At 73.0% G+C, this 24,689-nt stretch carries 22 protein-coding genes; 10 read left to right on the forward strand and 12 right to left on the reverse strand.

From position 1 onward, the window contains the following. Positions 1–35: 35 nt before the first annotated feature. Genes ACYVAP_RS08990 through ACYVAP_RS09000 form a run of 3 tightly spaced genes read right to left on the reverse strand, consistent with a single transcriptional unit; the run spans position 36 to position 3,894 of the window. Positions 36–989, reverse strand: coding sequence for a metallophosphoesterase (locus ACYVAP_RS08990; RefSeq protein ID WP_498860381.1), 954 nt, complete (start codon positions 987–989; stop codon positions 36–38). After that, on the reverse strand, positions 986–1,771 hold the full coding sequence (gene hisF, locus ACYVAP_RS08995) for an imidazole glycerol phosphate synthase subunit HisF (protein ID WP_498860382.1): 786 nt from the start codon (positions 1,769–1,771) through the stop codon (positions 986–988). Before hisF ends, ACYVAP_RS08990 begins: the two co-directional genes overlap by 4 nt. Further along, positions 1,768–3,894, reverse strand: coding sequence for a DNA gyrase/topoisomerase IV subunit B (locus ACYVAP_RS09000; protein WP_498860383.1), 2,127 nt, complete (start codon positions 3,892–3,894; stop codon positions 1,768–1,770). Before ACYVAP_RS09000 ends, hisF begins: the two co-directional genes overlap by 4 nt. A 173-nt stretch (positions 3,895–4,067) precedes the next feature. Between ACYVAP_RS09000 and ACYVAP_RS09005 the strand changes: the two genes are divergently transcribed. Beyond that, complete coding sequence (locus ACYVAP_RS09005; RefSeq protein WP_498860384.1) at positions 4,068–4,286, forward strand: DUF7455 domain-containing protein; 219 nt, start codon at positions 4,068–4,070, stop codon at positions 4,284–4,286. A gap of 174 nt (positions 4,287–4,460) precedes the next feature. On the opposite strand, the gene ACYVAP_RS09010 is transcribed toward ACYVAP_RS09005, so the two are convergent. From ACYVAP_RS09010 to ACYVAP_RS09025, 4 genes are all read right to left on the reverse strand, one after another. After that, positions 4,461–5,807 carry an RNA polymerase sigma factor gene (locus ACYVAP_RS09010; RefSeq protein ID WP_498860385.1) on the reverse strand — a complete coding sequence of 449 codons (1,347 nt, stop codon included), beginning with the start codon at positions 5,805–5,807 and terminating at the stop codon, positions 4,461–4,463. A gap of 184 nt (positions 5,808–5,991) precedes the next feature. Next, entirely contained in the window at positions 5,992–6,408 is a 417-nt protein-coding gene (locus ACYVAP_RS09015; protein ID WP_498860386.1) for a universal stress protein, read from the reverse strand. 73 nt (positions 6,409–6,481) lie between these two features. Next, complete coding sequence (metX, locus tag ACYVAP_RS09020; protein ID WP_498860442.1) at positions 6,482–7,645, reverse strand: homoserine O-acetyltransferase MetX; 1,164 nt, start codon at positions 7,643–7,645, stop codon at positions 6,482–6,484. A 37-nt stretch (positions 7,646–7,682) separates the two neighbouring features. Then, positions 7,683–8,849, reverse strand: a complete 1,167-nt coding sequence (locus ACYVAP_RS09025) for a hypothetical protein (RefSeq protein WP_498860387.1) — start codon at positions 8,847–8,849, stop codon at positions 7,683–7,685. Positions 8,850–8,982: 133 nt separating this feature from the next. Here ACYVAP_RS09025 and ACYVAP_RS09030 point away from each other — a divergent pair, with 133 nt between their 5' ends. Beyond that, on the forward strand, positions 8,983–10,131 hold the full coding sequence (locus ACYVAP_RS09030) for a polyprenyl synthetase family protein (RefSeq protein WP_498860388.1): 1,149 nt from the start codon (positions 8,983–8,985) through the stop codon (positions 10,129–10,131). A gap of 53 nt (positions 10,132–10,184) precedes the next feature. On the opposite strand, the gene ACYVAP_RS09035 is transcribed toward ACYVAP_RS09030, so the two are convergent. Beyond that, positions 10,185–10,538, reverse strand: coding sequence for an Rv2175c family DNA-binding protein (locus ACYVAP_RS09035; protein WP_343904777.1), 354 nt, complete (start codon positions 10,536–10,538; stop codon positions 10,185–10,187). A gap of 148 nt (positions 10,539–10,686) precedes the next feature. Between ACYVAP_RS09035 and ACYVAP_RS09040 the strand changes: the two genes are divergently transcribed. Continuing rightward, a complete protein-coding gene (locus tag ACYVAP_RS09040) occupies positions 10,687–12,852 on the forward strand; it encodes a PASTA domain-containing protein (RefSeq protein ID WP_498860389.1) in 2,166 nt (721 codons plus the stop codon). A gap of 82 nt (positions 12,853–12,934) precedes the next feature. On the opposite strand, the gene ACYVAP_RS09045 is transcribed toward ACYVAP_RS09040, so the two are convergent. Further along, on the reverse strand, positions 12,935–14,329 hold the full coding sequence (locus ACYVAP_RS09045; RefSeq protein WP_168198099.1) for a class II 3-deoxy-7-phosphoheptulonate synthase: 1,395 nt from the start codon (positions 14,327–14,329) through the stop codon (positions 12,935–12,937). A 101-nt stretch (positions 14,330–14,430) separates the two neighbouring features. Continuing rightward, positions 14,431–15,156 carry a lysophospholipid acyltransferase family protein gene (locus ACYVAP_RS09050; RefSeq protein WP_498860390.1) on the reverse strand — a complete coding sequence of 242 codons (726 nt, stop codon included), beginning with the start codon at positions 15,154–15,156 and terminating at the stop codon, positions 14,431–14,433. A 104-nt stretch (positions 15,157–15,260) separates the two neighbouring features. Between ACYVAP_RS09050 and ACYVAP_RS09055 the strand changes: the two genes are divergently transcribed. Then, on the forward strand, positions 15,261–16,034 hold the full coding sequence (locus tag ACYVAP_RS09055) for an alpha/beta hydrolase (RefSeq protein WP_343904772.1): 774 nt from the start codon (positions 15,261–15,263) through the stop codon (positions 16,032–16,034). After that, entirely contained in the window at positions 16,031–16,558 is a 528-nt protein-coding gene (locus tag ACYVAP_RS09060; RefSeq protein ID WP_498860391.1) for a hypothetical protein, read from the forward strand. The genes ACYVAP_RS09055 and ACYVAP_RS09060 overlap by 4 nt, the downstream gene beginning before the upstream one ends. Before the next feature lie 28 nt (positions 16,559–16,586). Here the strand turns inward: ACYVAP_RS09060 and ACYVAP_RS09065 are convergent, their stop codons facing one another. Further along, complete coding sequence (locus tag ACYVAP_RS09065) at positions 16,587–17,522, reverse strand: ROK family glucokinase (RefSeq protein WP_137770938.1); 936 nt, start codon at positions 17,520–17,522, stop codon at positions 16,587–16,589. A 161-nt stretch (positions 17,523–17,683) separates the two neighbouring features. Here ACYVAP_RS09065 and ACYVAP_RS09070 point away from each other — a divergent pair, with 161 nt between their 5' ends. From ACYVAP_RS09070 to ACYVAP_RS09080, 3 genes are all read left to right on the forward strand, one after another. After that, a complete protein-coding gene (locus ACYVAP_RS09070) occupies positions 17,684–19,486 on the forward strand; it encodes an AMP-dependent synthetase/ligase (protein WP_498860392.1) in 1,803 nt (600 codons plus the stop codon). 76 nt (positions 19,487–19,562) lie between these two features. Then, a complete protein-coding gene (locus tag ACYVAP_RS09075) occupies positions 19,563–21,281 on the forward strand; it encodes a DEDD exonuclease domain-containing protein (protein WP_498860393.1) in 1,719 nt (572 codons plus the stop codon). A gap of 67 nt (positions 21,282–21,348) precedes the next feature. Continuing rightward, positions 21,349–21,630: an Lrp/AsnC family transcriptional regulator gene (locus ACYVAP_RS09080; protein ID WP_137770941.1), complete on the forward strand. Its 282-nt coding sequence runs from the start codon at positions 21,349–21,351 to the stop codon at positions 21,628–21,630. 35 nt (positions 21,631–21,665) lie between these two features. Here ACYVAP_RS09080 and trpD read toward each other — a convergent pair whose 3' ends face one another. After that, entirely contained in the window at positions 21,666–22,754 is a 1,089-nt protein-coding gene (trpD, locus tag ACYVAP_RS09085; RefSeq protein WP_498860394.1) for an anthranilate phosphoribosyltransferase, read from the reverse strand. A gap of 305 nt (positions 22,755–23,059) precedes the next feature. On the opposite strand from trpD, the gene ctaE reads away from it, so the two are divergent. Together ctaE and qcrC are read left to right on the forward strand one after the other, a co-directional pair. After that, on the forward strand, positions 23,060–23,791 hold the full coding sequence (ctaE, locus tag ACYVAP_RS09090; RefSeq protein WP_264449189.1) for an aa3-type cytochrome oxidase subunit III: 732 nt from the start codon (positions 23,060–23,062) through the stop codon (positions 23,789–23,791). 94 nt (positions 23,792–23,885) lie between these two features. Next, positions 23,886–24,686 (forward strand): cytochrome bc1 complex diheme cytochrome c subunit, encoded by an 801-nt coding sequence (gene qcrC / locus ACYVAP_RS09095; protein WP_264449190.1) that lies wholly within the window; start codon positions 23,886–23,888, stop codon positions 24,684–24,686. Positions 24,687–24,689 lie beyond the last annotated feature (3 nt).

Raw genomic sequence — 24,689 nt, forward strand, 5'->3', positions numbered from 1 at the left:
CACGGCAGGTCCCGCTGAGGGTCAGCGACGGAGCGTCAGCCGCTGGGCGACGCGGCGAGATCCACGATCACCAGCTCGTGCGGGTTGTTCACGCGCACCGGGAGCATGCCGTCGCCGAGGCCCCGGCTGATCACCATGGTCGTCGTCCCGCTCACGTGCGCGCCCTCGGTGAGCGCGGGGAGCCATCCCTGGTGCGGGGCGTAGAGGCCGCCGATCCCGGGCACACGCACCTGCCCTCCGTGGGCGTGGCCGGAGAGCACGAGGTCCACGTCCTCGCGCACGTAGTGCTCCCGGAGCTCGGGGCGATGGGCGAGCAGCACGACCGGAGCGTCCGTGGGGAGGCGCAGGGAGTCGAGCACCGTGCCCGGGTCCGCGGGGACGACGCCGTCCACCGAGGCGACCCGCGGGTCGTCGATCCCGGCGACGGTCACGGTCGTGCCCCGCACCTCGATCGTGGTCACCTCGTCACGGAGCACCTGCACCCCGGCGCCCGTCATGCCCGTGAGCAGCTCGTCGCGCAGCGGGGAGTCCGCCTCGTGGTTGCCGAGCACCATCGTCGTCGGCGCGATGCCGGCCAGTGAGGACGCGACCTCGAGCGCCCCGGAGAGGTCCCGGGTGCGGCGGTCCACCAGATCTCCGGTGATCGCGACGAGGTCCGGGTGCTGCGCGGCGACGGCCTCCACGAGCGCGGCGCGGGCGGCGCTGTCCCCGCCGCCGTGGAGATCGGAGACGTGGGCGATCCGCAGCGGCCGCTCCCCCGCGGGCCAGGTGCTCGCGGCGACGGCGACCGGGGTGACGACGAGCCTGCGGTTGTCCCACACGAGCCAGGCCGCTCCGAGGGCGAGCGCGAGCAGGAGGGCCAGCACGGCGCGGGCCCCCAGGACACGCCGCCGACTGTGCGGTTCCAGCACGGGTGCGGCGACGTCGAGGGGTGCGAGGACGCCGCCGGAGCCGCTGTCGCCCGGCCCGCCGCCGCTCGGGATGCTCACCGCACGGAGATGCCGTCGGCCGCCATGGCGGCCTTCGCCTCGCCGATCGTCATCGCCCCGAAGTGGAACACGCTCGCCGCGAGGACCGCATCGGCCCCGGCGTGCACGGCGGGGGCGAAGTCCTGGGGCGTGCCCGCCCCGCCGGAGGCGATGAGCGGCACCCCGGTCGCCTCCCGGGCGAGGGTGATGAGCTCGAGGTCGAAGCCGTCCTTCGTGCCGTCGGCGTCCATCGAGTTCAGCAGGATCTCCCCCGCACCCCGCTCGGAGACCTCACGGATCCAGGCGATCGCGTCGATCCCGGTGCCGCGGCGGCCGCCGTGGGTGGTCACCTCGAAGCCGGAGCCCGTGCGCGCACTGCCCTCGGGGGTTTCCTCGGTGACGCGGCGGGCGTCGATCGAGAGCACGAGGACCTGGTTGCCGAAGCGCTCGGCGATCTCCCCCACGAGCGCGGGGCGGGCGATCGCGGCGGTGTTCACCCCGCACTTGTCCGCGCCGGCGCGCAGCAGCTGGTCGACGTCCTCGACGCTGCGCACGCCGCCGCCCACGGTGAGCGGGATGAAGATCTGCTCGGCAGTGCGACGGACCACGTCGATCATGGTCGAGCGGCCGGAGGAGGAGGCCGTGACGTCGAGGAAGGTGAGCTCGTCCGCTCCCTCGAGGTCGTAGCGGGCGGCGAGCTCGACGGGGTCACCGGCATCCCGCAGGTCCTGGAAGTTCACGCCCTTGACGACGCGACCGGCGTCGACGTCGAGGCAGGGGATGACGCGCACGGAGACGCTCATGCGTCGATCCTCTCCCGGTCGAGCTCTTCGGCTCCTTCGATGATGAACTGCTTGCGGGGCGCCACGTCGGAGCCCATGAGCAGCTCGAACATGGAGCTCGCCGCCTCGGCGTCCTCGATGCGGACCCGCCGCAGGGTGCGGTGACGGGGGTCCATGGTGGTGTCCGCGAGCTGGTCGGCGTCCATCTCGCCGAGGCCCTTGTAGCGCTGGATCGGCTCCTTGTAGCGCTTGCCGCGCTTCTCGAGGTTCTTCAGCAGCCGCAGCAGCTCCGCCTCGGAGTAGGTGTAGACGAGCTCGTTCTTCTTGGACCCGCCGTGGACGATCTCGACGCGGTGCAGCGGGGGCACCGCGGCGTAGACCCTCCCCGCCTCCACGAGCGGACGCATGTAGCGGTGGAAGAGCGTGAGCAGGAGGGTCCGGATGTGGGCCCCGTCGACGTCGGCGTCGGTCATCATGATGATCTTGCCGTAGCGGGCCGCGTCGAGATCGAAGGTGCGTCCCGAGCCCGCGCCGATCACCTGGATGATCGCCGCGCACTCGGCGTTCTTGAGCATGTCCGTGATGGACGCCTTCTGGGTGTTGAGGATCTTGCCGCGGATGGGCAGCAGGGCCTGGAACTCCGAGGAGCGGGCGTGCTTCGCGGTGCCGAGCGCGCTGTCGCCCTCGACGATGAACAGCTCGGAGCGCTCGACGTCGGTCGAGCGGCAGTCGGCGAGCTTGGTGGGCATGGTCGAGGACTCCAGGGCGTTCTTGCGCCGCGAGACCTCCTTGTGCATGCGCGCGGCGATGCGGGCGCGCATCTCGGAGACGACCTTGTCGATGACGAGCGCGGCCTGCTCCTTCTCGCCCTTCGCGGTCGAGGTGAGGAAGGCCGTCAGGCGCTCCTCGACGACGCGGCCGACGATCTGGCGGATCGCGGGGGTGCCGAGCACCTCCTTGGTCTGCCCCTCGAACTGCGGCTCGTCGATACGCACGCTCACGACGGCGGTGACGCCGGCGAGGGTGTCGTCCTTCTCGATCTTCTCGTTCTTCGCGTTGAACTTCACGCGCCGCGCCTGGTTCTCGACCTGCTTGCGCATGACCTTCACGAGGGCCTGCTCGAAGCCGGCGACGTGGGTGCCGCCCTTGGGGGTCGCGACGATGTTCACGAAGGAGCGCAGGGTCGTGTCGTAGTCCGCGCCCCAGCGCAGGGCGATGTCCACCTCGCAGCTGCGGGACACCTCCTGGGAGACCATGTGCCCCTTGCTGTCCAGGACGGGGACGGTCTCGGTGTACTCGCCCGTGCCCTGGAGCCGCACGACGTCGGTGATCCGCTGGTCCTGGGCGAGGTAGTCCACGAACTCGGAGATGCCGCCGTCGTAGCGGTAGGTGCGGGTCGCGGGCTGGTCCGGGGACGCCTCGGGGCGGTGGTCGGTGATCGCGATCTCGAGCCCGGGGACGAGGAAGGCGGTCTGGCGAGCGCGGCGGGTGAGGTCGTCGAGGGAGAAGTGGCTGCCCTTGATGAAGATCTGGGGATCCGCCCAGTAGCGCACTCGGGTGCCGGTGACGCCGCGCTTGGCCTTGCCGACGATCCGCAGCTCGGCGGGGCCGTCCGCCGGGGTGAACGGCGCGGTGGGGCTCGGGTCGCCGTCGTCCTCGAAGACGCCCGCCTGGCCGCGCTGGAAGCTCATCGCGTACGTCTTCCCGGCGCGGTCGACCTCGACGTCGAGCCGCGCGGACAGCGCGTTGACGACGCTCGCGCCGACGCCGTGCAGGCCGCCCGAGGCGGCGTACGAGCCGCCGCCGAACTTCCCGCCCGCGTGGAGCTTCGTGTACACGACCTCGACGCCCGTCAGGCCCGTGCGGGGCTCCGTGTCGACGGGGACGCCTCGGCCGGTGTCCCGGACCTCGACGGAGCCGTCGGGGTGCAGCAGCACGCCGATGGAATCGCCGTTGCCGCCGAGGGCCTCGTCCACGGCGTTGTCGAGGATCTCCCACAGGCAGTGCATGAGGCCGCGCGAGTCGGTGGACCCGATGTACATGCCGGGACGCTTGCGGACGGCCTCGAGACCCTCGAGGACCTGGAGGTTGCGGGCGTCGTAGGCGGAGGCCGCGGGACGGGAGGAGGTGGAGGAGCTGGACACCCTGCGATCCTACGGCCGCGAGGCCTCCGGGCCTGGCATTGCCCGCTCCCGCACGCCGTCGGCGTCGCCCACGCAGGCACGACGGGGACCGGGGTCACAGGGTGTTGCGCCCCTGGCGAACCAGGTCACGAGTCCCTCCCCCCCGCGCGGGCCCAGGTGCTACAAAAGGACCCATGAACCTCACTCTCGAAGCCCCCCGCCTGACGGCGAAGGACCGCTGCGATCGCTGCGGTGCCCAGGCGTACGTCAAGGTGGTGCTGCAGGCCGGCGGCGAGCTGCTGTTCTGCGCGCACCACGCCCGCGCCCACGGCGATGCCCTGAAGGACATCGCCTCCGAGGTCATCGACCAGACCGAGCGCCTCCACGCGAAGCCGGAGCCGGTCGAGGACTGATCTCCCGTCCCCTGCGGGACCCGAGCATCCGAGGGCGTCCACCTGATGGTGGGCGCCCTCGTCCCGTCTCCCCTGCTCCAGCCTCAGCCACCGATACGGAACGGCGCCGGCCCCCTTCACAGGGTGCCGGCGCCGTCTCGTGCGACCTGGCCGCGAGGGCCGGGAGCGCGGGGCTCAGTCGAGGTAGTCGCGCAGGACCTGCGAGCGCGAGGGGTGACGGAGCTTGCTCATCGTCTTCGACTCGATCTGACGGATCCGCTCACGGGTCACGCCGTAGACCTTGCCGATCTCGTCGAGGGTCTTGGGCTGACCGTCCTCGAGGCCGAAGCGCATCGAGACCACGCCCGCCTCGCGCTCGGAGAGGGTGTCGAGCACCGAGTGGAGCTGCTCCTGGAGGAGGGTGAAGCTCACGGCGTCCGCGGGGACGACCGCCTCGGAGTCCTCGATGAGGTCGCCGAACTCGCTGTCGCCGTCCTCGCCCAGCGGGGTGTGCAGGGAGATCGGCTCGCGACCGTACTTCTGGACCTCGACGACCTTCTCCGGGGTCATGTCGAGCTCCTTGGCGAGCTCCTCCGGGGTGGGCTCGCGGCCCAGGTCCTGGAGCATCTGGCGCTGCACGCGGGCGAGCTTGTTGATGACCTCGACCATGTGCACCGGGATGCGGATCGTGCGAGCCTGATCGGCCATGGCGCGCGTGATCGCCTGGCGGATCCACCAGGTGGCGTAGGTGGAGAACTTGTAGCCCTTGGCGTAGTCGAACTTCTCGACGGCGCGGATGAGGCCCAGGTTGCCCTCCTGGATGAGGTCCAGGAAGAGCATGCCGCGACCGGTGTAGCGCTTGGCGAGGGACACGACGAGACGGAGGTTCGCCTCGAGCAGGTGGTCCTTCGCGGCGCGGCCGTCCTCGGCGATCATGCCGAGCTCACGGCCCTGCTTGGTCTTGACGATCGACTCGTCGCGCTTGAGCAGCTGCTCGGCGAACAGGCCGGCCTCGATGCGCTCGGCGAGCTCGACCTCCTGCGCGGCGTTCAGCAGCGCGACCTTGCCGATCTGCTTGAGGTAGTCCTTGACCGGGTCCGCGGTCGCACCGGCCGTGACGACCTGCTGCGCGGGGGCATCGTCCTCGGACGCGTTGAACACGAAGCCGCCGCGGTCCTCGACCTTGGCATCGGCGGCGGTGTTCTCCGCCGTGGCCTCGTCGGCCTCCTCGGCCTCGGGCTCCTCGACCTCGGGCTCCTCACCGGAGGCCTTCGCGGCCGCCTTCTTGGCGGTGGCCTTCTTGGCGGCGGGCTTCTTGGCGGTGGTCTTCGCCCCGGCGCGCTTCGCGGCGGTCTTCTTCGCCGCGGTGCCGGCGGCAGGGGTCTCCTCGGCCTGCACATCCACCTCGGTCGTGGTGTCGGCGGTGGTCTCAAGGGTCTTGGAGGAGGTCACAGAGTTCCTTCTTCCGGCGCTGCACCCTGCGGTGCGAGCGCGCTGTGGCGTTCGGTCTTCTCGCGCGGCTGACGGATACCGGCGCCTCACTCCGTCCCGGTCCCCACCGGGTTCATGGCGCACGAAGGCACGGTGCCGTCAAGCCTGGAAAGTATAACGTCTCCGGGCACGGTCTATTCCCGTGGTCCCGAAGCGGCGGGTGCCGGTGGCGCGGGCCTCGGCCGACCGACGGGGACGGCGCCGGCAGGCGCGACGAGCCCGGGGGCGGAGACGCTCAGGAGGCGAGGGCGCCGGACGGGGTCTCGTCCTTGACGGCGAGCACAGGGATGTCGGCGCCGAGCACCACGCGCCGGGCCGCGACACCGAGGTTCAGCTTGCCGATCGGCGACTTCCGCCGCAGTCCGATCACGAGGAGTCGCGCGGAGGACTCCGCGGCGGCGGAGAGCAGGAACTCCCCCACGTCCTCCTGGTCCCCGCTGCGGCGGAGCGACCAGTCCACGTCCTCACCCCCGACCTCGGCGAGCGCGCTTCGCGTCTCCTCCTCCCCGGCGACGGCGGGGCCGTGCTCGGGGTGGTGGTACGTGTGGGAGGCGACGACGAGCTCGTCCCGTCCGCGGCGCGCCTCGCGCACGGCGGCCGCGAGCGCGGCCATCCCCTGGCCGGACGGGGTGAATCCCACGACGATCGTCATGCGTGAACCTCCTGCGGGTGCGCTGCTTGCGGACCGGTCCGCGACGACTCCGCGCCGATCCGGCCCCGCCAGCCTAGCTGGCCAGCAGGCGGGCGATCCACTCGTCCAGATCGGGGTGCGCGAGCAGGAAGGCGTCGTGCCCGACGGGCGAGGAGGCCACGTGCCAGGCGGCGTCCGGGACGTACCGCGCCGTCTCCTCGACGAGGGCGGGCGGGAAGAGCCGGTCGGAGTCGATCGCGATGACGAGCGAGCGCGCCCGCACAGCGGCGAGCGCCGCGGCGGTGCCTCCCCGGCCGCGGCCGACGTCGTGGGTGTTCATCGCCTGGGCCAGCACGAGGTAGGAGTTCGCGTCGAAGCGTCGGGAGAGCTTCGCCGCGTGGTGGTCGAGATAGCTCGTCACCTGGTGGCGGCCCGTGCCGCGGAAGGGGTCCTCCCCCGGCTGCGCCTGGTTCCCGAAGCGCGACTCGAGCTCGGAGGCCGTGCGGTACGTGGTGTGGGCGATCCGGCGGGCGACGCCGAGCCCGCGATGCGGCCCCTCCTCCGCCGGCAGGTCGTAGTAGTCGCCGCCGTGGAAGCCGGCGTCGGCGCGGATCGCGGCGATCTGCGCGCTGTTCCAGGCGATCTGGTCCGCGCTCGCCCGGGCGGAGGAGGCGATGACGGCGAGGCGCTGCACGGACCCGGGGTGGGTGCACGCCCACTCGATCGCCCGCATGCCGCCCATCGACCCGCCGATGACCAGGGCGAGGTCGAGGAGGCCGAGGTGTTCCCACAGCGCCCGCTCCGCGGCCACCTGGTCACGGACGGTCAGCAGGGGGAACCGCGAGCCGTAGGGCCTGCCGTCGGGTGCCGGGCTGCTGGGCCCGGTGCTGCCCTGGCAGCCGCCGAGCACGTTCGGGGCGATGACGAACCAGCGGTCGGTGTCGATCGCCTTCCCGGGGCCGATGAGGTCCTCCCACCAGCCGGGGCTCGGGTGGGACGCGTCCTGGGCGCCGATGACGTGCGAGTCACCGGTGAGCGCGTGCAGGACGAGCACGACGTTGCCGCGGTCCTCGTCGAGCGTCCCCCAGGTCTCGTAGGCCATCGTGACGTCCGCGAGGACGTCGCCGCTCTCGAGGGGGAGATCGCCGATCCCCGCGAAGCTCCGGTGCCCGGGGCCCAGCTCGGGGCGCCACGCGCCGCCGGAGAGTGCGCGGTCGTCCTGCAGGGTCACCGCGGCTGGCCTCCGCTCGCCGATCATGGTCACCGCCTCGCTCTCCTCTCGTCCGGCGCCCTCCTCAGCGCTCCGGCCACCAGGCCGGGCGGATCGGGGTGTCGATCAGGCGCGTCAGCAAGGGTGCCAGAGTGGAGGCGGGATCGTGGATCCGGAGCTCCTCCACGAGATGCCCGGCCGTCGCGCCGCGATGGTTCCACCAGGCCAGGACCGTGAGGGCGATGGTCGCCCCCTTCCACGCCGCCGCAGCGGTCCCGCGATGCTCCGCGTCCCCGGACCCCTGCGCGGCGAGCGCGAGGATCCGCAGCCCCTCGAGCGTCTCGTACCACCTCCCACCTGCACAGACGTCGGGGTGGGGTCGGAGATCCGGGTCGCTCGCGATCGCCTGGAGGAGCTCGTCGCGCGGGACCCGCCCCTCGCGTCCCCGGTCGGCGCAGATCCCGATGACCGCCCAGTGCACGCTGTCCAGGGCGAGTGCGCTGAGCAGCTCCTCGAGGTGTTCACAGTCCGTCACCGAGCCGTCGTGACCTCCCGCCGGGCCGGGGCCGCAGCGGCGCGCGATCGTGTCCCCGCTGCGCTCGAGCAACTGCACGAGGCGCGCGTCCCCGGGGCGTCCGAAGGCGGGCATCCGCTCGCCGCCCAGGCGCAGCGACCGCCCGAGCTCCTCGAGCCCGGGACCTGCGGTCACCGGTGCGACGAGCGACTCCCCGGAGAGGACGGCCCGCACGGCGACGTCCGTCTCCTCGAAGTCCCGGAGCCTCCGGGGAGGGGAGACCAGGACCTCGACGCACGACCCGGAGCGCTCGCCGAGCATCACCTCGACGCCCGTCCCGTCGCCGACCACCCACATCGGGCCGAGGGCGAAGCACGCCTCGTCCCGGGCGGCGCCCAGGAGCAGCGGGCCCAGGAACAGCGCGGCGTCCTCGACGAGGCCGGGGAGCAGGCTCTCCCGGCCGTCGCCGATCACGAGGACCCCCGCGGCGGCGGTGCAGCCCTGCTCCCTCAGCAGGGCCAGCTGGTGGCGCAGCTGGAGCTCGGCATCGGGGACGAGCAGGGTCACCAGGTCGGAGCGGGCGAGCACGGGCGTGCCGCCGTCGCCGGCGTGGCCGACGAGCACGAGGGCGTCGGCGATCGGCTCGCCGAAGGAGAGGCGGATGCCGGCGAGGAGCTCGGCGGGGTCGTGGAGGCGGAGGGCGCGGGGGCCGTCGGCCGCAGGGACGTGGGTGGTCATGTCCCGACCCTGACCGGTGCCGGCCCGGCCCGGGGAGGCACGGCCGACGGTGTGGACGCCGGGACGTTGGGGAGGAAAGGCCCCGGCGGGGCGTGGGAGGATCAAGGGACGCACCGTACGGAGGAACGCCCCGATGACTTCCGCTGGACCCACCGGCACCACGACCGCACCCCAGGCGCTGGACGCGCAGCTCGTCGCCGCGATCGCGCAGAGCCGGGAGCGCACCTTCGCCGCGCACCGCGCCCACCTCGGCGCCGTCGCCCCCGAGGCCGAGGAGCTCGTCGGCGTGGTCGAGGACTACCTCGCAGGCGGCAAGCTGCTGCGCCCGCGCTTCTGCTTCTGGGGCGGGATCGCGGCGCTCGACCGCGCCCCCGACGAGGACGAGGTGTCGCGTCTCGCCGCGCTCGGCACGGCGATCGAGCTCGTCCAGGCCGCCGCTCTCATGCACGACGACGTCATCGACCACTCCCCCACCCGTCGCGGGCGCCCCGCCCTCCACGTCGAGGCGGCGACCTCGCACCGCGAACGGGGCCTGGACGGCTCCGCCGCGGACTTCGGCATCGCGACCGCGATCGTCCTGGGCGATCTCGCGCTCAGCTGGTCCGAGCAGCTCGCCGCCGAGGTCGCGTCCCCGGGCGCGGGCCCCCGTCCCGCCGCCGCCGCGGTCGAGTTCGCGCGCCTGCGCACGGAGGTCATGAGCGGCCAGTACCTCGACGTCCTCCACCAGGCGGGCGGCTTCACGTCCGCTTCCTCGGAGGAGGAGGCCGCGCTCGCCGTGATCCGGTGGAAGACGGTCCCCTACACGGTGCTGCGCCCCGTCCGCGCCGGAGCCGCGCTCATGGGCGCGGGGACGGAGGCGCTCGAGCTGCTGTCGACCTGGGCCGCCGAGATCGGCACCGCCTTCCAGCTGCGCGACGACCTGCTCAGCGTCGTGGGCGACGCCGACGCGACCGGGAAGCCGATCGGCGGTGACGTGGCCGAGGGGAAGCGCACCGTGCTCCTGGCTCGCACGGTGGCCGCGACGGACGCGGCGGGCCGCCGCCTGCTCGAGCGCACCGTCGGGAGGCCCGATGCCGCGGCCGAGGACGTCACGGCGGTGCAGGAGCTCATGGTGCGGACGGGCGCGGTGGACTCTGTCGTGCGTGATGTGCGCGCCGCCGCGGAGCGGGCCCGGTCGATCCTCTCCCGGGCCGCGGAGGGCGGCGAGCTGGGAGCGCTGGGCGTCACCGGGCTGCAGTCGATCGCGGACTCCGCGACCGACGTGGAGTCGATCGGCGGCTGAGCGGGAGCCCCGGCTCCTGGCCGGCCACGGGGCGGCGGGCCGTCAGCGGGCGGTCAGAAGGCGAGCGCCTGCGCGCGCCGGCGCACCTCTCCGCGCTGTCCGGCCCGGAGCTGGTCGATCGGCCGCCCCGGGAGCGTGTCATCCGCCTGGAAGAGCCAGGCCAGCAGCTCGACATCGGAGAAGCCGCCGTCGCGCAGCAGGGTGATCGTCCCGGCGAGGTGCGGTGCGATCTCGCCGTCGACGAGCAGCTCCTCGGGGACCGAGCGGACCACGGGGTCGCCGCGGCGGACGGCGACGAGCTTCCCCTCCTCGATGAGCCGTCGCACCTGGGAGACCTCGACATCGAGGCGCTCGGCGACGTCGGGCAGGGGGAGCCACTGGGTGATGAGGTTCTCGAGGTCGTCCACGTCCTCCAGGGTGCCACAGCGCCGCTCCCGGCGCCTGCCGCGGGCCGTGCGGCCGCACGGGGTGTTCCCGACATCACGGGGCATCCCGGTCGCTCCGCCGCCGTGTCGCACATGATCCTCCCCGGTTGCCCGACCTACAGTGGGCCTCGTGAGCGCGGCGACGTCGACTTCCCCCGGCATCAGCCTGCTCCTCGATGACCGCTACCGGGTCGAGGAGCCGATCGCGCGCGGCGGCATGGCCACCGTGTATCGCGGTCATGACCAGCGCCTCGACCGTGTCGTGGCGCTCAAGATCATGCATCCCCACCTCGCGACCGACGAGAACTTCCGCCGGCGCTTCGGCCGGGAGGCGCGCGCCGCGGCCCGCCTCGCGCACCGCAACGTCGTGGGCGTCTTCGACCAGGGCGAGGACGAGGACCGCATCTACCTCGCGATGGAGCTCGTCGAGGGCGTGACCCTCCGCTCCCGCATCGCCGACCAGGGGCGCCTCACCGTGGGGGATGCGCTCGACGTCACCGCACAGACCCTCCAGGCGCTCGTCGCCGCCCATGCCGCGGGGATCGTGCACCGCGACATCAAGCCCGAGAACATCCTCATCGACCGCGAGGGGACGGTGAAGGTCGCCGACTTCGGGCTGGCGCGCGCGATCGGCACCTCGAACTCGTCCGCGAGCGCGACACTGCTCGGCACGGTCGCGTACATCAGCCCCGAGGTCGTCACGCGCGGGCAGATGGACGAGCGCAGCGATCTGTACTCGCTCGGGGTCGTGCTCTTCGAGATGCTCACCGGCGTGCAGCCCTTCACCGGCGACCAGCCCGTGCACATCGCCTTCCAGCACGTCCACGAGGACATCCCCGCCCCCTCGGGCCGCGTCGAGGGCGTGCCCACCGAGCTCGACTCGCTCATCACCTGGGCGAGCTCGCGCACGGTCGAGCACCGTCCCTCGAGCGCCGCCGAGCTGCTCCGCAGCGTCCAGGACCTGCGCCGGACCCTCCCGGCCGGGGTGCTCGCCACCCGGCCGCGCTCGCTCGAGAACGGACCGGACACCAGCACGGGCGAGGTGCGCCTGGCGACCGCGCGGCTCGACGAGGCGCTCGCGTCCCTGCGCACCGGGCCGCGCCCCTTCGCCGCGGAGGCCCCCGACGTCGACGTGCCCGGGACCGACACCGCCGCCGACGCCGGTCCACGTGCGAGTGCGGCGGTCGGCCCCGAGCCGCTCCCCGATGACGGGGCCGATACCGGCCGGACCGCCCTCCCTCCGGGTGAGGACGGCGACGGGGCGACGACCGGGACCGGGGATGCCGGGGACGACGTCCCCTCCGACGGACACGGCGAGGGCGCGGACGAGCCTCCGCGGACCGTCGTCATGCGTGCACCCCGCGCCCGGCGAGGGCGCCACCTGCCGCTCGCGGCGCGTCGCCGCTCGCGTCCGGCCGCGATGCTCGCGATCGGATCGCTCGTCGCGGCGCTCGGCACCGGCGCCTGGAGCGGTGTCGACTGGTACGCGAACACCGGCCCCGGGGCCGACCGCACGATCCCGGTGCTCGTGGGGACCCAGCTCACCGACGCCGAGCAGGCTCTCGACTCCGCCGATCTCACCGTCCGCACCGTCGAGCGCTACGACGACACGGTCCCCGCCGGCCACGTCATCACCGCGAGCCCCAGCAGCGGGGGCGTCGTGAAGAAGGGGACCGCGGTGGAGCTCGTCGTCTCGCGCGGCGAGCAGGTCTTCGAGGTCCCCGATCTCACGGGGCTCGGCGTGGACGAGGCGCGCGACGCGGCCGAGGCGCAGAACCTCGTGCTCGTCGAGGACGACCCGGAGTACTCCGAGACCGTCGCGAAGGGCGAGATCATCTCCCAGAGCCAGGAGGCGGACTCGCTGCCGAAGGGCGGGGAGGTCCACGTCGTCGTCTCCCAGGGCCGGGTGCCGATCGCGGTGAGCGATCAGACCGGCCGCGGCGCGGACGCCGCCCGCAGCGCGCTCGAGGCGGCCGGGTTCACGGTCACCACCTCGAGCGCCCACTCGAGCAGCGTGCCCAAGGGCTCGGTCGTCTCCCAGTCCCCGGCCTCCGGCACCCTCCACCGTGGGGACACGGTGAACCTCGTGATCTCGCAGGGACCCGAGATGGTCACGGTCCCCGACGTCTTCAAGAAGTCCGAGGCGGATGCGCGCTCGACGCTCGAGGCCGCCGGCCTGAAGGTCTCCGTGGAGCACCCCAAGGGCGACCCCGCCTTCGGCCTCGTCTACCAGCAGTCCGCGACCGCCGGCGACCAGGTCGCCAAGGGCTCCACGGTCACCATCTCGGTCTTCTGAGCCTCCCGCTCCCGGGACGACGCAGGGGCGGTGCGATCCGAGGATCGCACCGCCCCTGCGTGCAGCCGGGCGTCGTGCCGGCTCAGCGTCGGGAGAGCATCTCCGCCACGAGGAAGGCGAGCTCGAGGGACTGCTGGTGGTTCAGACGAGGATCCACGAGCGTCTCGTAGCGCCGCTCGAGACCCGCCTCGTCGATGTGGCCGCTGCCGCCGAGCACCTCGGTCACGTCGTCGCCGGTGAGCTCCATGTGGAGACCGCCCGGGACCGTGCCGAGCGACTGGTGCACCTCGAAGAAGCCCACGACCTCGTCGAGGATGTCCTCGAAGCGGCGGGTCTTGTAGCCGTTGGACGAGGTGATCGTGTTCCCGTGCATCGGGTCGGTGACCCATGCCGGCCGGGCACCCGCGTCGCGGACGCCCTCGACGAGCGCCGGGAGCGCGTCGCGGATCCTGTCGGCGCCCATCCGGGTGATGAAGGTCAGGCGTCCCGGCTCACGGTCGGGATCGAGGCGGTCGATCAGACGCAGCGCGTCGTCGACCGAGGCGTTCGGCCCGAGCTTGACACCGATCGGGTTGCGCAGCTTGGACATGAAGTCCACGTGGGCGCCGTCGAGCTGGCGGGTGCGCTCACCGATCCACAGGAAGTGGCCCGAGCAGCCGTAGATCTCGCCCGTCCGCGAGTCCACGCGGGACAGCGCCTCCTCGTAGTCGAGCAGCAGCGCCTCGTGGGAGGAGAAGAACTCGACGACCTTGAGCGAGTCGAAGTCCGCGCCGATCGCGTCCATGAACCGGATCGCCTTGTCGATCTGACCGGCGAGCTCCTCGTAGCGGTCGTAGCCGGGGCCCGACGTGAAGCCGCGGTTCCACGAGTGCACCTCGCGGAGATCCGCGAACCCGCCGCCCGTGAACGCGCGCAGCAGGTTCAGCGTCGAGGCGCTCGTCGTGTAGGTCTCCCACAGGCGCTGCGGGTCCGGGAGTCGCGACTCCTCCGTGAACGCGTAGGCGTTCACGGCGTCACCGCGGTAGGTCGGCAGGGTGACGCCGTCACGGGTCTCGGTGTCCGAGGAGCGGGGCTTGGCGAACTGGCCCGCCATGCGGCCCATCTTCACCACCGGCACGGACGCGCCGTAGGTGAGCACCGCGGACATCTGCAGGATCGTGCGGATCTTGTTGCGGATCCTGTCCGCGGTGGAGTCCGCGAAGGTCTCCGCGCAGTCCCCGCCCTGGAGCAGGAACGCCTCGCCCTGCGCGGCGGCCGCGAGCCGCGAGCGCAGCACGTCCACCTCACCGGCGAAGACCAGCGGCGGCGCGGAGCGCAGACGGTCGAAGACCTGTGCGCGGGCGTCCTCCGACGGCCACGTCGGCTGCTGGACCCGCGGATACTCGCGCCAGCCCCCGAGCGCAGCGAGGCCGTCGTCGGCCGCCGAGAGCGTGAAGGAGTGGGCGCGGGCAGGGGCATCGGGACTGAACTGGGTCACCCCCACAGGGTACGGGCCCCGCGGAGCTCTCCCGCCCACGGTCCGGGCCTCGGACCGTGGGCGGCCCGGACGTCGGAGGTCCGACCGCGCGGCGAGCGCGCTCAGGGGCGGCGGCCCCCCGGGGAGGTCGCGCTCCCCGCCTCTCGCAGGCGGCGCTTGACGTCACCGGCGTACTCGTCGACCCGCTCCTGCCCGGACATCTCCGCGATGGCGTCCATGACCGCGTCGGTCACGGCGCGGAGCACGACGGCGCTCTCCGCGTCGCCGAGCGATCGGGCGATCGCGGACGCGTCGATCGGCTCCCCCACCAGCACCCGGATCCGCGGGTGACGCCGCGGGAGGAACCGGCGGTCCCGCTGGGCCTCGAAGCTGCCGATCATCGCGACCGGCACGATCGGAGCGTCCACGGCGAGCGCGAGCCGTGCGACGCCCGTCTTGCCGCGGTGCAGCCGGCCGTCCGGGCTGCGCGTCCCCTCCGGGTAGATGCCGAGCACGCCGCCGGACCTCAGCACCGCGAGCCCGGCGCCGATCGCGGCCTCCGAGGCGCTGCCCCCGGCACGGTCCACGGGCATCACCCGGAGCTGGCGCATGATCCAGCCGCCGAGCCGTCCGGCCGCCGAACGGCTCGAGAACATGTCCGACTTGCCGAGGAAGTGGACGGTGCGCTCGATGAGCGCGGGGAGGATGACGGTGTCGGAGTAGGCGCAGTGGTTCGACGCGAGCACGACGGGGCCGGTCGTGGGAATGCGGTCGGCGCCGCGCAGGTCGGGTCGCCACACGACGCGGATCACGGTCCGCACCGGTCCTTTGGCGATGTCGTAGAGCATCCGGTCTCCTCCTGGGGCGGCGGGGTGCTCCCGCGGGCGGTCGGCCCGGGGTCGGGGAAGGGGCCCGTGATGAAGCACGCGGGCGCGGGTGCGACGATGGGCACATGACGTTCAGCGAACTGTCCCGGCCGTGGCGTGCGCGGGGTCACTCTAGCCCCCGCGGCGGGCTGCTCCTGTGCCACGGGTTCACGGGATCGCCGCAGTCGCTTCGGCCCTGGGCGGAGCACCACGCGGAGCGCGGCTGGGAGGTCGAGCTGCCGCTGCTGCCCGGCCACGCCACGCGCTGGCAGGACCTCGCGGGCACCACCTGGCAGGACTGGTACGGCGCCCTGCGGGACGCGGCGCTCGCGCTCTCCGAGGACCACGGCCCGATCGCGATCGGCGGGCTGTCGATGGGCGGCGCGCTGACCCTCGCCCTCGGGGAGGACCCGGAGCTGCGCGGGAGGATCGCGGCGCTCGTCGCCGTGAACCCGGGAATGACCGTGCCCCCGGTCGCCCGCGTCGCAGGGGTGATCGCCCCCGTCGTGCGCTCCGTCGCCCCGATCGGCTCGGACGTCGCCCTGCCCGGCGCCGTGGAGGAGGCCTACGACCGCACGCCCACGCGGGCCGTCGCCCAGCTCCGCCGGCTCTTCGCCCGCACCCGGTCCGGTCTCGGCGCGGTCGAGGTCCCGCTGCTGCTGGCGACCTCGCCGCAGGACCACACCGTCCCGGCGAGCGACAGCGACATCGTGGCGTCCGGCGTGAGCGGCCCCGTCGAGCGCCTGCCGCTCCCCCGCAGCTATCACCTGGCGCCGCTGGACCACGACGCGGAGCTGCTCTTCGCGCGCTCGGCGGCGTTCCTGGACCGGCACGTCCCCGCTCCCGGGCGGCCGACGTGACCGCGCCGCGGGAGGAGCGCCCGGAGGACCGGGACGTCGACGCCGAGTTCTCGCGGATGCTCGCCGACGAGGGGCTCGTGGTGGGCCCCGGCGAGGCGCCCCGCGAGCCGGCCGCGGAGGACTCCGCCCGGCGTGACGAGGACGTGGACCCGTGGGAGGGCGGGACGGACGACGCCCCCGCCGTGACGAGCGAGGCGTCCCGTGCCCGTGCCCGCGCCGCTCACCCCTCGGCGGGCGCGCGCCCCGCTCCCGGGGACCGGGAGGCCGAGGACGAGGAGGAGGCCGCCCTGCTCGGCGACTTCGTGCCGCCGGACCCCGACCTCGAGCCGGCGTCCTCCCCCATGCTGTGGTCCTGGACGGCGCTCGTCGGCGGGCTCGTGCTGCTGCTCGTCGCGACCGTCTCCGCGACCCTGCCGGCCTGGCTCGGCGGTCTCGGCGGGCTGATCGCCGTGGGCGGGCTGATCGCGCTGCTGCTGCAGGTGCCCACCCGCCGGACGGGGGACGACGAGGGGATCGAGCTCTGATCCCCTCGCGCGTCCGTCCCGCGGCGCCTCAGCGGGCGAGGTCCGCCGCTCCGACGATCCCTGCCTCGTTGCCCATCGCGGCGATCGCCCAGGTGGGCATCGGACGGTGCATCCGCGCGGTGACGTCCGCCTCGTAGGCGGCGCGCGCCGGCTCGAGCAGCAGGTCGCCGGCCGCGGCGACGCCGCCGCCCACGACGATCGCCCCGGGGTCCAGCAGCGCCGCGATCGAGGCGACGCCCCGGCCGAGCGCCGTGCCCAGGTCGTGGAGGAGATCCACCGACCCCGGATCCCCCTGCTGCGCGAGGCGCGTGACGAGCGGTCCCGTGATCTCCTCCCGGTCCCCGCCGGCGGCGGCGACGAGCGGTTCCATGACCGGGTCGCCGATCGCCGCCCGGTGCTTCGCCGACCGCACGAGGGCGGTGCCGGAGGTGTACTGCTCGAGGCAGCCGCGGCGGCCGCAGCCGCACCACTGGCCGTCGGGCACGGCGGTCATGTGCGCGATCTCGCCGGCGAATCCGCCGCTGCCCCGCAGCATGCGGCCGTCCAGGACGACGGCACCGCCGAGGCCCGTGCCGACCGTGACCATGAGCATGTGGGCCGCGTCGCGCGCGGCGCCGAAGCGGTACTCCGCCCAGCCGGCCGCGTTCGCGTCGTTCTCGACGACGACGGGCAGGCCGGTGGCGGTCTCGAGGTGCTCCGCGAGCGCCCGGTCGCGCCAGGCGAGGTTCGCGGCGAAGCGCACCACGCGACGGTCGGCGTCCACGAAGCCCGCGGCCCCCACCCCGACGCCCACGACCTCGTGCTGCGCCCGCAGCTCGGTGACGGCGTCCGCCACACCCGCCTCGATGAGCTCGGCATCGGTGGCCGGGGTGCGTCGGGTGGTCGAGGCGATGATGCGTCCGTCCTCGTCGACCACGCCCGCCGCGATCTTCGTGCCGCCGATGTCCACACCGATCGAGAGCATGGCTCCCCTTCCACGTCGTCCAAGTCATCCAGGTCGTCCGGCCGGCTGGCCGCCCACATCGTACGGTGCCCTGCCGTACACTCGCCTCGACCCCCACCAGCGCATCCGGACGCCCGCGCCGCTCGCGGAGCGGGGGCACGACCCGGATCGAAGGAGATTCGATGAAGCAGTACGGCACGGCCGCCCAGCACACCAGCCGCGAGGACGAGAACATCACGGACCTTCTGCTGGGGAGGGTGGCGTCCCACCCCTCGATCCCGGTCTTCGAGCGTCGGGACGACGCCGGGGCCTTCGTGCCGATGTCCGGCCAGGAGTTCCTCGACGAGGTGCGCGCGGTGGCGAAGGGCCTGATGGCCTCCGGGATGCAGGTCGGCGACGCGGTCGCGATCCTCGCCCGGACCTCCTACGAGTGGACCCTCGTGGACTGGGCCACCTGGTGGATCGGCGGCGTCCCCGTGCCGATCTACGAGACCTCCTCCCCCAGCCAGATCCAGTGGATCGCCTCGAACTCCGGGGTGCGCTTCGCGATCGTCGAGCAGGCCCGTCACCGCGAGGACATGGAGTCCGTGCGCGGCGAGCTCCCCGCGCTCGAGCAGATCGGCGTGCTCGAGGACGGCATCCTCGACGTCCTCAAGGAGCGCGGCGCGAAGGTGACCGACGAGGAGCTCGAGGCCCGTCGCACGTCCCAGTCGCTCGCCGACGTCGCCACGATCATCTACACCTCCGGCACGACCGGCCGGCCCAAGGGTGTGGAGCTCACGCACGGCAACTTCGTGGACACCACCCGCAGCGCGGTGACCCTGCTCGGCGACATCGTCCTGCCCCCGGGGTCGCGGATGCTCATGTTCCTCCCGCTCGCGCACGTCTTCGCGCGCCTGCTCACGGTGCTCGCCGTCTCGCACCCGGCGACCACGGCGTTCACCCCGGACACCAAGAACCTGCTGCCGGACCTCGAGGCCTTCCGCCCGACCTTCCTGCTCGCCGTGCCGCGCGTGTTCGAGAAGGTCTACAACGGCGCGGAGGCGAAGGCCGTCGCCGGCGGCAAGGGGAAGATCTTCGCCATGGCCGCGGAGACCGCCATCGCCTGGTCCCGCGCGAAGATGGCCGGATCGGTGCCCGTCACGCTCCGGCTCCGCCACGCCCTGTTCGACCGCCTCGTCTACTCGACGCTGCGCAACGCGATGGGCGGTCAGGTGAGCTGGGCCGTCTCGGGCGGCGCCCCGCTCGGCGAGCGCCTCGCGCACTTCTTCCGCGGCATCGGCGTGACGATCCTCGAGGGCTACGGCCTCACCGAGACCACCGCGCCCGTCGCGGTGAACATGCCCTGGGACGTGAAGCCGGGCACCGTCGGCCCGCCGCTGCCGGGCTCCGCCGTGGCGATCGCCGACAGCGGCGAGATCCTGGTCAAGGGCGTCATGGTGTTCAAGGGCTACCACGACAACCCCGAGGCGACGGCCGAGGCGCTCCAGGACGGCTGGTTCCACACCGGTGACCTCGGCTCCCTCGACGAGGAGGGCTCCCTCTCGATCACCGGGCGCACCAAGGAGCTCATCGTCACCGCGGGCGGCAAGAACGTCTCCCCCGCGCCGCTCGAGGACGTGCTGCGCTCGCACCCGCTGATCAGCCAGTGCATGGTCGTGGGCGATCAGAAGCCGTTCGTCGCCGCCGTCCTCACCCTCGACGAGGAGATGCTGCCGACCTGGCTGCGGAACAACGGGCTCCCGGAGATGACCGTCGCCGAGGCCGCGAAGGACGAGCGCATCCACGCGGAGCTGCAGACGGCCGTGGACCGCGCGAACCAGACCGTCTCGCGGGCCGAGTCGATCCGCGTGTTCGAGGTCATCGACACGGACTTCACCGAGGAGAACGGCTACCTCACGCCCTCGCTGAAGCTCAAGCGGAACATCGTCGTCAAGGACTTCTCCGAGGTCATCGAGGGCATCTACTCCCGGCCCCGCGCCTGAGCGTCCCGGTCCCGACGGGGCCCTGACGGCCGGTGGTCCCCACCCGCTCGTCAGGGCCCCGTCGTAGTCTGCCGCCATGCCCGCCCGCCGCCGACAGATGAGCTTCGAGGACCTCGGCACCCCGCTCGCGGAGGCGACGCTCGTGGTCGTCGACCTCGAGACCACCGGGACGGATCCGAGCACGGACGGCATCACCGAGATCGGCGCGGTGAAGGTGCGCGGAGGGGAGGTGCTCGGGGAGTTCCGCAGCTTCGTGGACCCGCAGCGGCCGATCCCCGCGTATGTGGCGGCGCTGACGGGGATCAGCGACGCGACGGTGCGCGACGCCCCCGTGATCGGGACGGTGCTGCCGATGTTCCTCGACTTCGTGGGGGACGCGGCGCTCGTGGCCCACAACGCCCGCTTCGACGTCGGCTTCCTCACCGCCCATGCCGCCCGGCTCGAGCTCACCTGGCCTCGCCCGACGGTCCTGGACACCCTCGCGCTCGCCCGGACGGTCTTCCGGCGCGACGAGGTGCGCGATCACAAGCTGGGCACCCTCGCGGCGCACGTCGGCGCCTCCGTCACCCCCGATCACCGCGCGCTCTCCGACGCCCGCGCGACCGTGGACGTCCTGCACGCGATCATCGCGCGGCTCGGCCCGGCGGCGGGGACCCTGGAGGACCTCGGATCCGCCCACCGGCGCACGAGCCCCGCGCAGATGCGCAAGAAGCACCTCGCTGAGGGGATCCCGGCGGTTCCGGGGGTCTACTCCTTCGTCGACATCGCGGGGAACGCGCTCTACGTCGGCACCTCCCGCAACCTCCGCTCCCGCGTGCGCACGTACTTCACGGCAGCGGAGACGCGGCGCAAGGTGCTCGACATGCTCCCGCGGGCGGAGCAGGTGCGGATCCTCGAGTGCCGGACCCCCACGGAGGCGTCGGTCCGGGAGCTGCGGATGATCGCCGCGGAGAAGCCCCCGTCGAACCGCCAGGGCCTCACCCCCGAGAAGGCGCTCTGGCTCCGGCTCGGGCCGGGGCGCGAGGGGCTGCGCGCCGCGCGGCTCGCCCGTCCCGAGGAGGACGGCTCCGCGCAGATCGGACCGCTCGTGAGCCGCCACGACCTCGAGCCCCTCAAGGCCCTGCTCACCGATGCGGTCATGGGGCGCGGCCGCGCGCTCGAGCAGCACGGGGCGTCCGGGACTCCCCTCGAGGGCGGTCATCGCGCGCGGATCCGCCGCGCGCTGCTCGAGGACCCCTCCGAGGTCCTCGACCACGTCGCCGGCCGACTGCGGGCGCACGTCGCGGCGGGCCGCTACGAGGAGGCGGAGCGGCTTCGCCGCACGACCCTCACCTATCTCGCCGCCGCGCGGAGGGCATCCCGGCTCCGCGCGATCGGAGCGGTCGACCTCCTCGTGGCGGCGCGGCCGAGCTCGGAGCCGGTGATCGGCGGCCGCGGGTGGGAGCTGCTGGCGGTGCGGAACGGCGCCTTCGCGGCCACCGCGCTCGTCCCGTGGTCCACGGACCCGGTCGCCGCCGCGCAGGAGCTCGCGGCGCGCCGCGACCCCGATCTCCCCGTCCCGGCGCCGATGTGCCAGGGCCATCATCAGGAGGCGGAGATCCTGCTGGGGTGGCTCGAGGGCGAGGGCGTGCGCACAGTGCTCGTCGAGGGCACGTGGCAGCAGCCGGCGCGCGCCCGCTTCGACGCCGAGGCCCTCGCGGAGCGGTTCGCGAGGACCGCTCCCGATCATGACGAGAGCACCGACACCGGAAGGGACGCGGACGAGGAGCCCGACGCGGACTCCGCCGGGGCATAGGGTCGGCACAGCATGCCGTCCTCCCGCGCCCGGGCCGGGAGCGGCCCGTCGTCCCAGGAGGAGCCCCATGATCACCGCCATCGTCTCGATCGTCGTGCAGCCCCAGCGCATCCCGGAGGTGGCCCAGGCCGTCGTCGACATCGACGGGGTCGAGCAGGTCTACTCGGTGACCGGGGACGTGGACCTCATCGCGGTGGTCCGCGTCCGGGCCCACGAGGACCTCGCCGACGTCATCGCGGACCGGCTGGGGAAGGTCGAGGGCATCGTCGACACCTCGACCAACATCGCCTTCCGCACCTACTCCAAGCAGGATCTCGACGCGGCCTTCGACCTCGGCCTCGACGGCTGACCGGAGCGGATTCCCCCTCCGGTCGCCCCGGAGGATCAGCCCTCGGCCTGCGCCCGCTGGGAGGCGCGGGCCCACCGATCGACGAGGTCGGAGGCCCCGCCCGCCTCGAGGGTCGCCTCGGCCTCGGCGAAGGCGGCGGCGAAGCGCTCCTTGAAGCCTCCCTCCGCCGGGAGATCGATCCCGTCATGGGCCTGGATCCCGGCCGCCGCGTTGAGCAGCACCGCGTGACGCACGGCTTCGAGCCTCCCGCTCCGGACCCCGTCGAAGACGTCGCGCGCCACCTGGGCGTTCTCCTCGGCGGTGCCGCCGCGGAGCGCGTCGTGCCCCGCGCGGGGGACGTCGAGCAGCGCGACGGGGTCGAGCACGTGCTCGCGCACCTCTCCCCCGCGCACCTCCCAGACGTCCGACGGGGCGGTGACCGTCAGCTCGTCGAGCCCGTCCTGACCGCGGAAGACGAGCGCCGAGGTCCCCCGTGCCGCGAAGACGCCGGCGACGGTCGGGGCGATGAGGGGATCCGCCACGCCGACGGCGCTCGCCCGGGGGCGTCCGGGGTTGGTGATCGGCCCCAGGATGTTCATGACGGTCGGGATGCCGAGGCCCTTGCGGGCCTCCGCCGCGAAGCGCATCGAGGGATGGAAGACCTGCGCGAAGAGGAAGGTCATACCGATCTCCTCGACGAGCGCCTCCACCTGTGGCACCGGGAGGTCCAGGCGCACGCCGAGGGCCTCGAGGACGTCGGCGGAGCCCGACTTCGAGGTCGAGGCGCGATTGCCGTGCTTGACGACCGTGCGCCCGCTCGCCGCGATGACGACCGAGGCCATCGTCGAGATGTTGACGGTGTGGGCGAGGTCGCCGCCGGTGCCGACGATGTCGATCGCCCGCTCCGGAAGCGAGACGGGCCGCGCGTGGGCGATCATCGCGTCGGCGAGGGCCTCGAGCTCCGTGCTCGTGACCCCCTTGGCCTGGAGCGCGACGAGGAAGCCGGCGAGCTGCACGGGGGTGGCACCGCCGGAGAAGACCTCGTCCATGGCCCAGCCGGCCTCGGCGCCGTCCAGCTCCTCGCGGCGCACGAGACGGCCGATGATCCGGGACCAGGTGATGGGGAGGGCAGGGACAGCGCTCATGGCACGATCCTCCCACCAGGCGGGGCCCGGGTGCGACGGCTCCCACGCCTCGGATCCCCTGTGTCGGGCCACGAGCGGGTGGGATGCTCGTCACGACCCCGACCCCCGGGACGCGGCGCCGCCCCGCGTGCGGCGGGCCCCGGACCAGCAGTGGCCGCCCACCTGGGACGTCGGGCGCGTGTCCCGGTTCGTGACAGGCCGTCAGGAGGGATATGCTGGCGGGGTCCGTCAGGGCGGTGCCCTGCAGTGGGCGCGGGAGTCGTGAGCCGCACCCACCGAATCTGACCGCACGACATAATGGTGACGTGACTACTGCGACCCTGCCTGAGCGCCCTGCCGCCGCTGCCACAGCAGCCGTCGGCCGCCCCAACCCGACGCAGATCGGCACGATCGTCTGGCTCTCGAGCGAGCTGATGTTCTTCGGCGCCCTGTTCGCGATGTTCTTCACGCTGCGATCCTCGGTGCCGGACACGTTCGCGGACGGCCAGGCGAACTTCACCCACGGCTTCGCGCTGCTGAACACCACGATCCTGGTGCTCAGCTCGGTGACCTGCCAGATGGGTGTGTTCATGGCAGAGGGTCGTCTCGGCAAGAAGGTCTTCCCGCCGCGCAAGCGCCGCACCGGCTCGATCTTCAACATCGCCGGCTGGGGTGCGATCGAGTGGTTCGTCCTCACCTTCCTCATGGGCGCCTTCTTCATCTCCGGCCAGGCGTTCGAGTACACGGAGCTCGTCCACAAGGGCGTGACGCTCTCGTCCTCGCCCTTCGCGTCGATCTTCTACCTCGCCACCGGCTTCCACGGGCTGCACGTCCTCGGCGGCCTCGTCACCTTCCTGCTCGTGATGGTGCGCCTGTGGTCCTCGAAGAAGTTCACGCAGCACGAGCAGATCTCCGTCATCTGCCTCTCCTACTACTGGCACTTCGTGGACGTGGTGTGGATCGGCCTGTTCTTCATCGTCTACATGCTCGATCCGATGATGACCGCCATCAGCCCGGATCACATCGTCCCGGTCAGCTTCGACTGGACCATCTTCTGATCCGCGGTCCGGTCGCCCGCCCCACGGTCGCCCGTCCCACCGGCTTCTCCCCTCCCTCCCCCGCTCGTCCCCTCCACGAATCGAGGTTCGAACCGTGAAGGCACTCGCCGCACGTCGCCATCACCCGATGGCGCTACTCGTGATCCTGCTGCTCGCGCTCGTCGCGACCGGCGGGCTGTACGCCGCCTTCCAGCCGCGCACGGCCCAGGCCGAGGCCTACACGCAGGAGGACGTGGACGCCGGCAAGGCGCTGTTCCTCGCGAACTGCGCGACCTGCCACGGCACCAACGCCGAGGGCCTCACCGACGCGGACGGCAACACGCTCGGCCCGTCACTGATCGGTGTGGGCGCCGCCGCCGTCGACTTCCAGGTCGGCACCGGCCGCATGCCCATGGAGAACTCCGGCGCCCAGGCCATGCGCAAGCCCACGCAGATGGACGACGAGCAGACCCGTCAGCTCGCGGCCTACGTCGCCTCCCTCGGCCCCGGTCCGTCGGTGCCGGAGGACGAGTACCTCGACACCGAGCAGGGCGACGCGACCAACGGCGGCGAGATCTTCCGCATCAACTGCGCCATGTGCCACAACGCGGCCGGCGCCGGCGGCGCGCTGACCCGCGGCAAGTTCGCCCCGACCCTCGAGGGCGTCGAGGCGAAGCACATCTACGAGGCCATGGAGACCGGCCCGCAGAACATGCCGGTCTTCAACGACACGAACCTCTCCGCCGAGGACAAGCGTGACGTGGTCACGTACCTCCGCTCCCTCGAGGAGACCGGCTCCCCCGGCGGCATCTCCCTGGGCTCGCTCGGTCCCGTCACCGAGGGCCTCTACGCCTGGACCATCATCCTCGCCCTTCTCCTCGGCACGGCCACGTGGCTGGGGGCGAAGGCCAAGTGAACG

It is taken from the genome of Brachybacterium horti (assembly GCF_054777615.1).

What these genes read in the sequence shown, in the direction of transcription:
- ACYVAP_RS09050 (WP_498860390.1), bottom strand. Translation starts at nt 15,156, where the DNA reads ATGCTCTACGACATCGCCAAAGGACCGGTGCGGACCGTGATCCGCGTC.
- trpD (WP_498860394.1), bottom strand. Translation starts at nt 22,754, where the DNA reads ATGAGCGCTGTCCCTGCCCTCCCCATCACCTGGTCCCGGATCATCGGC.
- ACYVAP_RS09065 (WP_137770938.1), bottom strand. Translation starts at nt 17,522, where the DNA reads ATGCTCTCGATCGGTGTGGACATCGGCGGCACGAAGATCGCGGCGGGC.
- ACYVAP_RS09070 (WP_498860392.1), top strand. Translation starts at nt 17,684, where the DNA reads ATGAAGCAGTACGGCACGGCCGCCCAGCACACCAGCCGCGAGGACGAG.
- metX (WP_498860442.1), bottom strand. Translation starts at nt 7,645, where the DNA reads ATGATCGGCGAGCGGAGGCCAGCCGCGGTGACCCTGCAGGACGACCGC.
- hisF (WP_498860382.1), bottom strand. Translation starts at nt 1,771, where the DNA reads ATGAGCGTCTCCGTGCGCGTCATCCCCTGCCTCGACGTCGACGCCGGT.
- ACYVAP_RS09055 (WP_343904772.1), top strand. Translation starts at nt 15,261, where the DNA reads ATGACGTTCAGCGAACTGTCCCGGCCGTGGCGTGCGCGGGGTCACTCT.
- ACYVAP_RS09025 (WP_498860387.1), bottom strand. Translation starts at nt 8,849, where the DNA reads ATGACCACCCACGTCCCTGCGGCCGACGGCCCCCGCGCCCTCCGCCTC.
- ACYVAP_RS09075 (WP_498860393.1), top strand. Translation starts at nt 19,563, where the DNA reads ATGCCCGCCCGCCGCCGACAGATGAGCTTCGAGGACCTCGGCACCCCG.
- ACYVAP_RS09015 (WP_498860386.1), bottom strand. Translation starts at nt 6,408, where the DNA reads ATGACGATCGTCGTGGGATTCACCCCGTCCGGCCAGGGGATGGCCGCG.
- ACYVAP_RS09005 (WP_498860384.1), top strand. Translation starts at nt 4,068, where the DNA reads ATGAACCTCACTCTCGAAGCCCCCCGCCTGACGGCGAAGGACCGCTGC.
- ACYVAP_RS09080 (WP_137770941.1), top strand. Translation starts at nt 21,349, where the DNA reads ATGATCACCGCCATCGTCTCGATCGTCGTGCAGCCCCAGCGCATCCCG.
- ACYVAP_RS09030 (WP_498860388.1), top strand. Translation starts at nt 8,983, where the DNA reads ATGACTTCCGCTGGACCCACCGGCACCACGACCGCACCCCAGGCGCTG.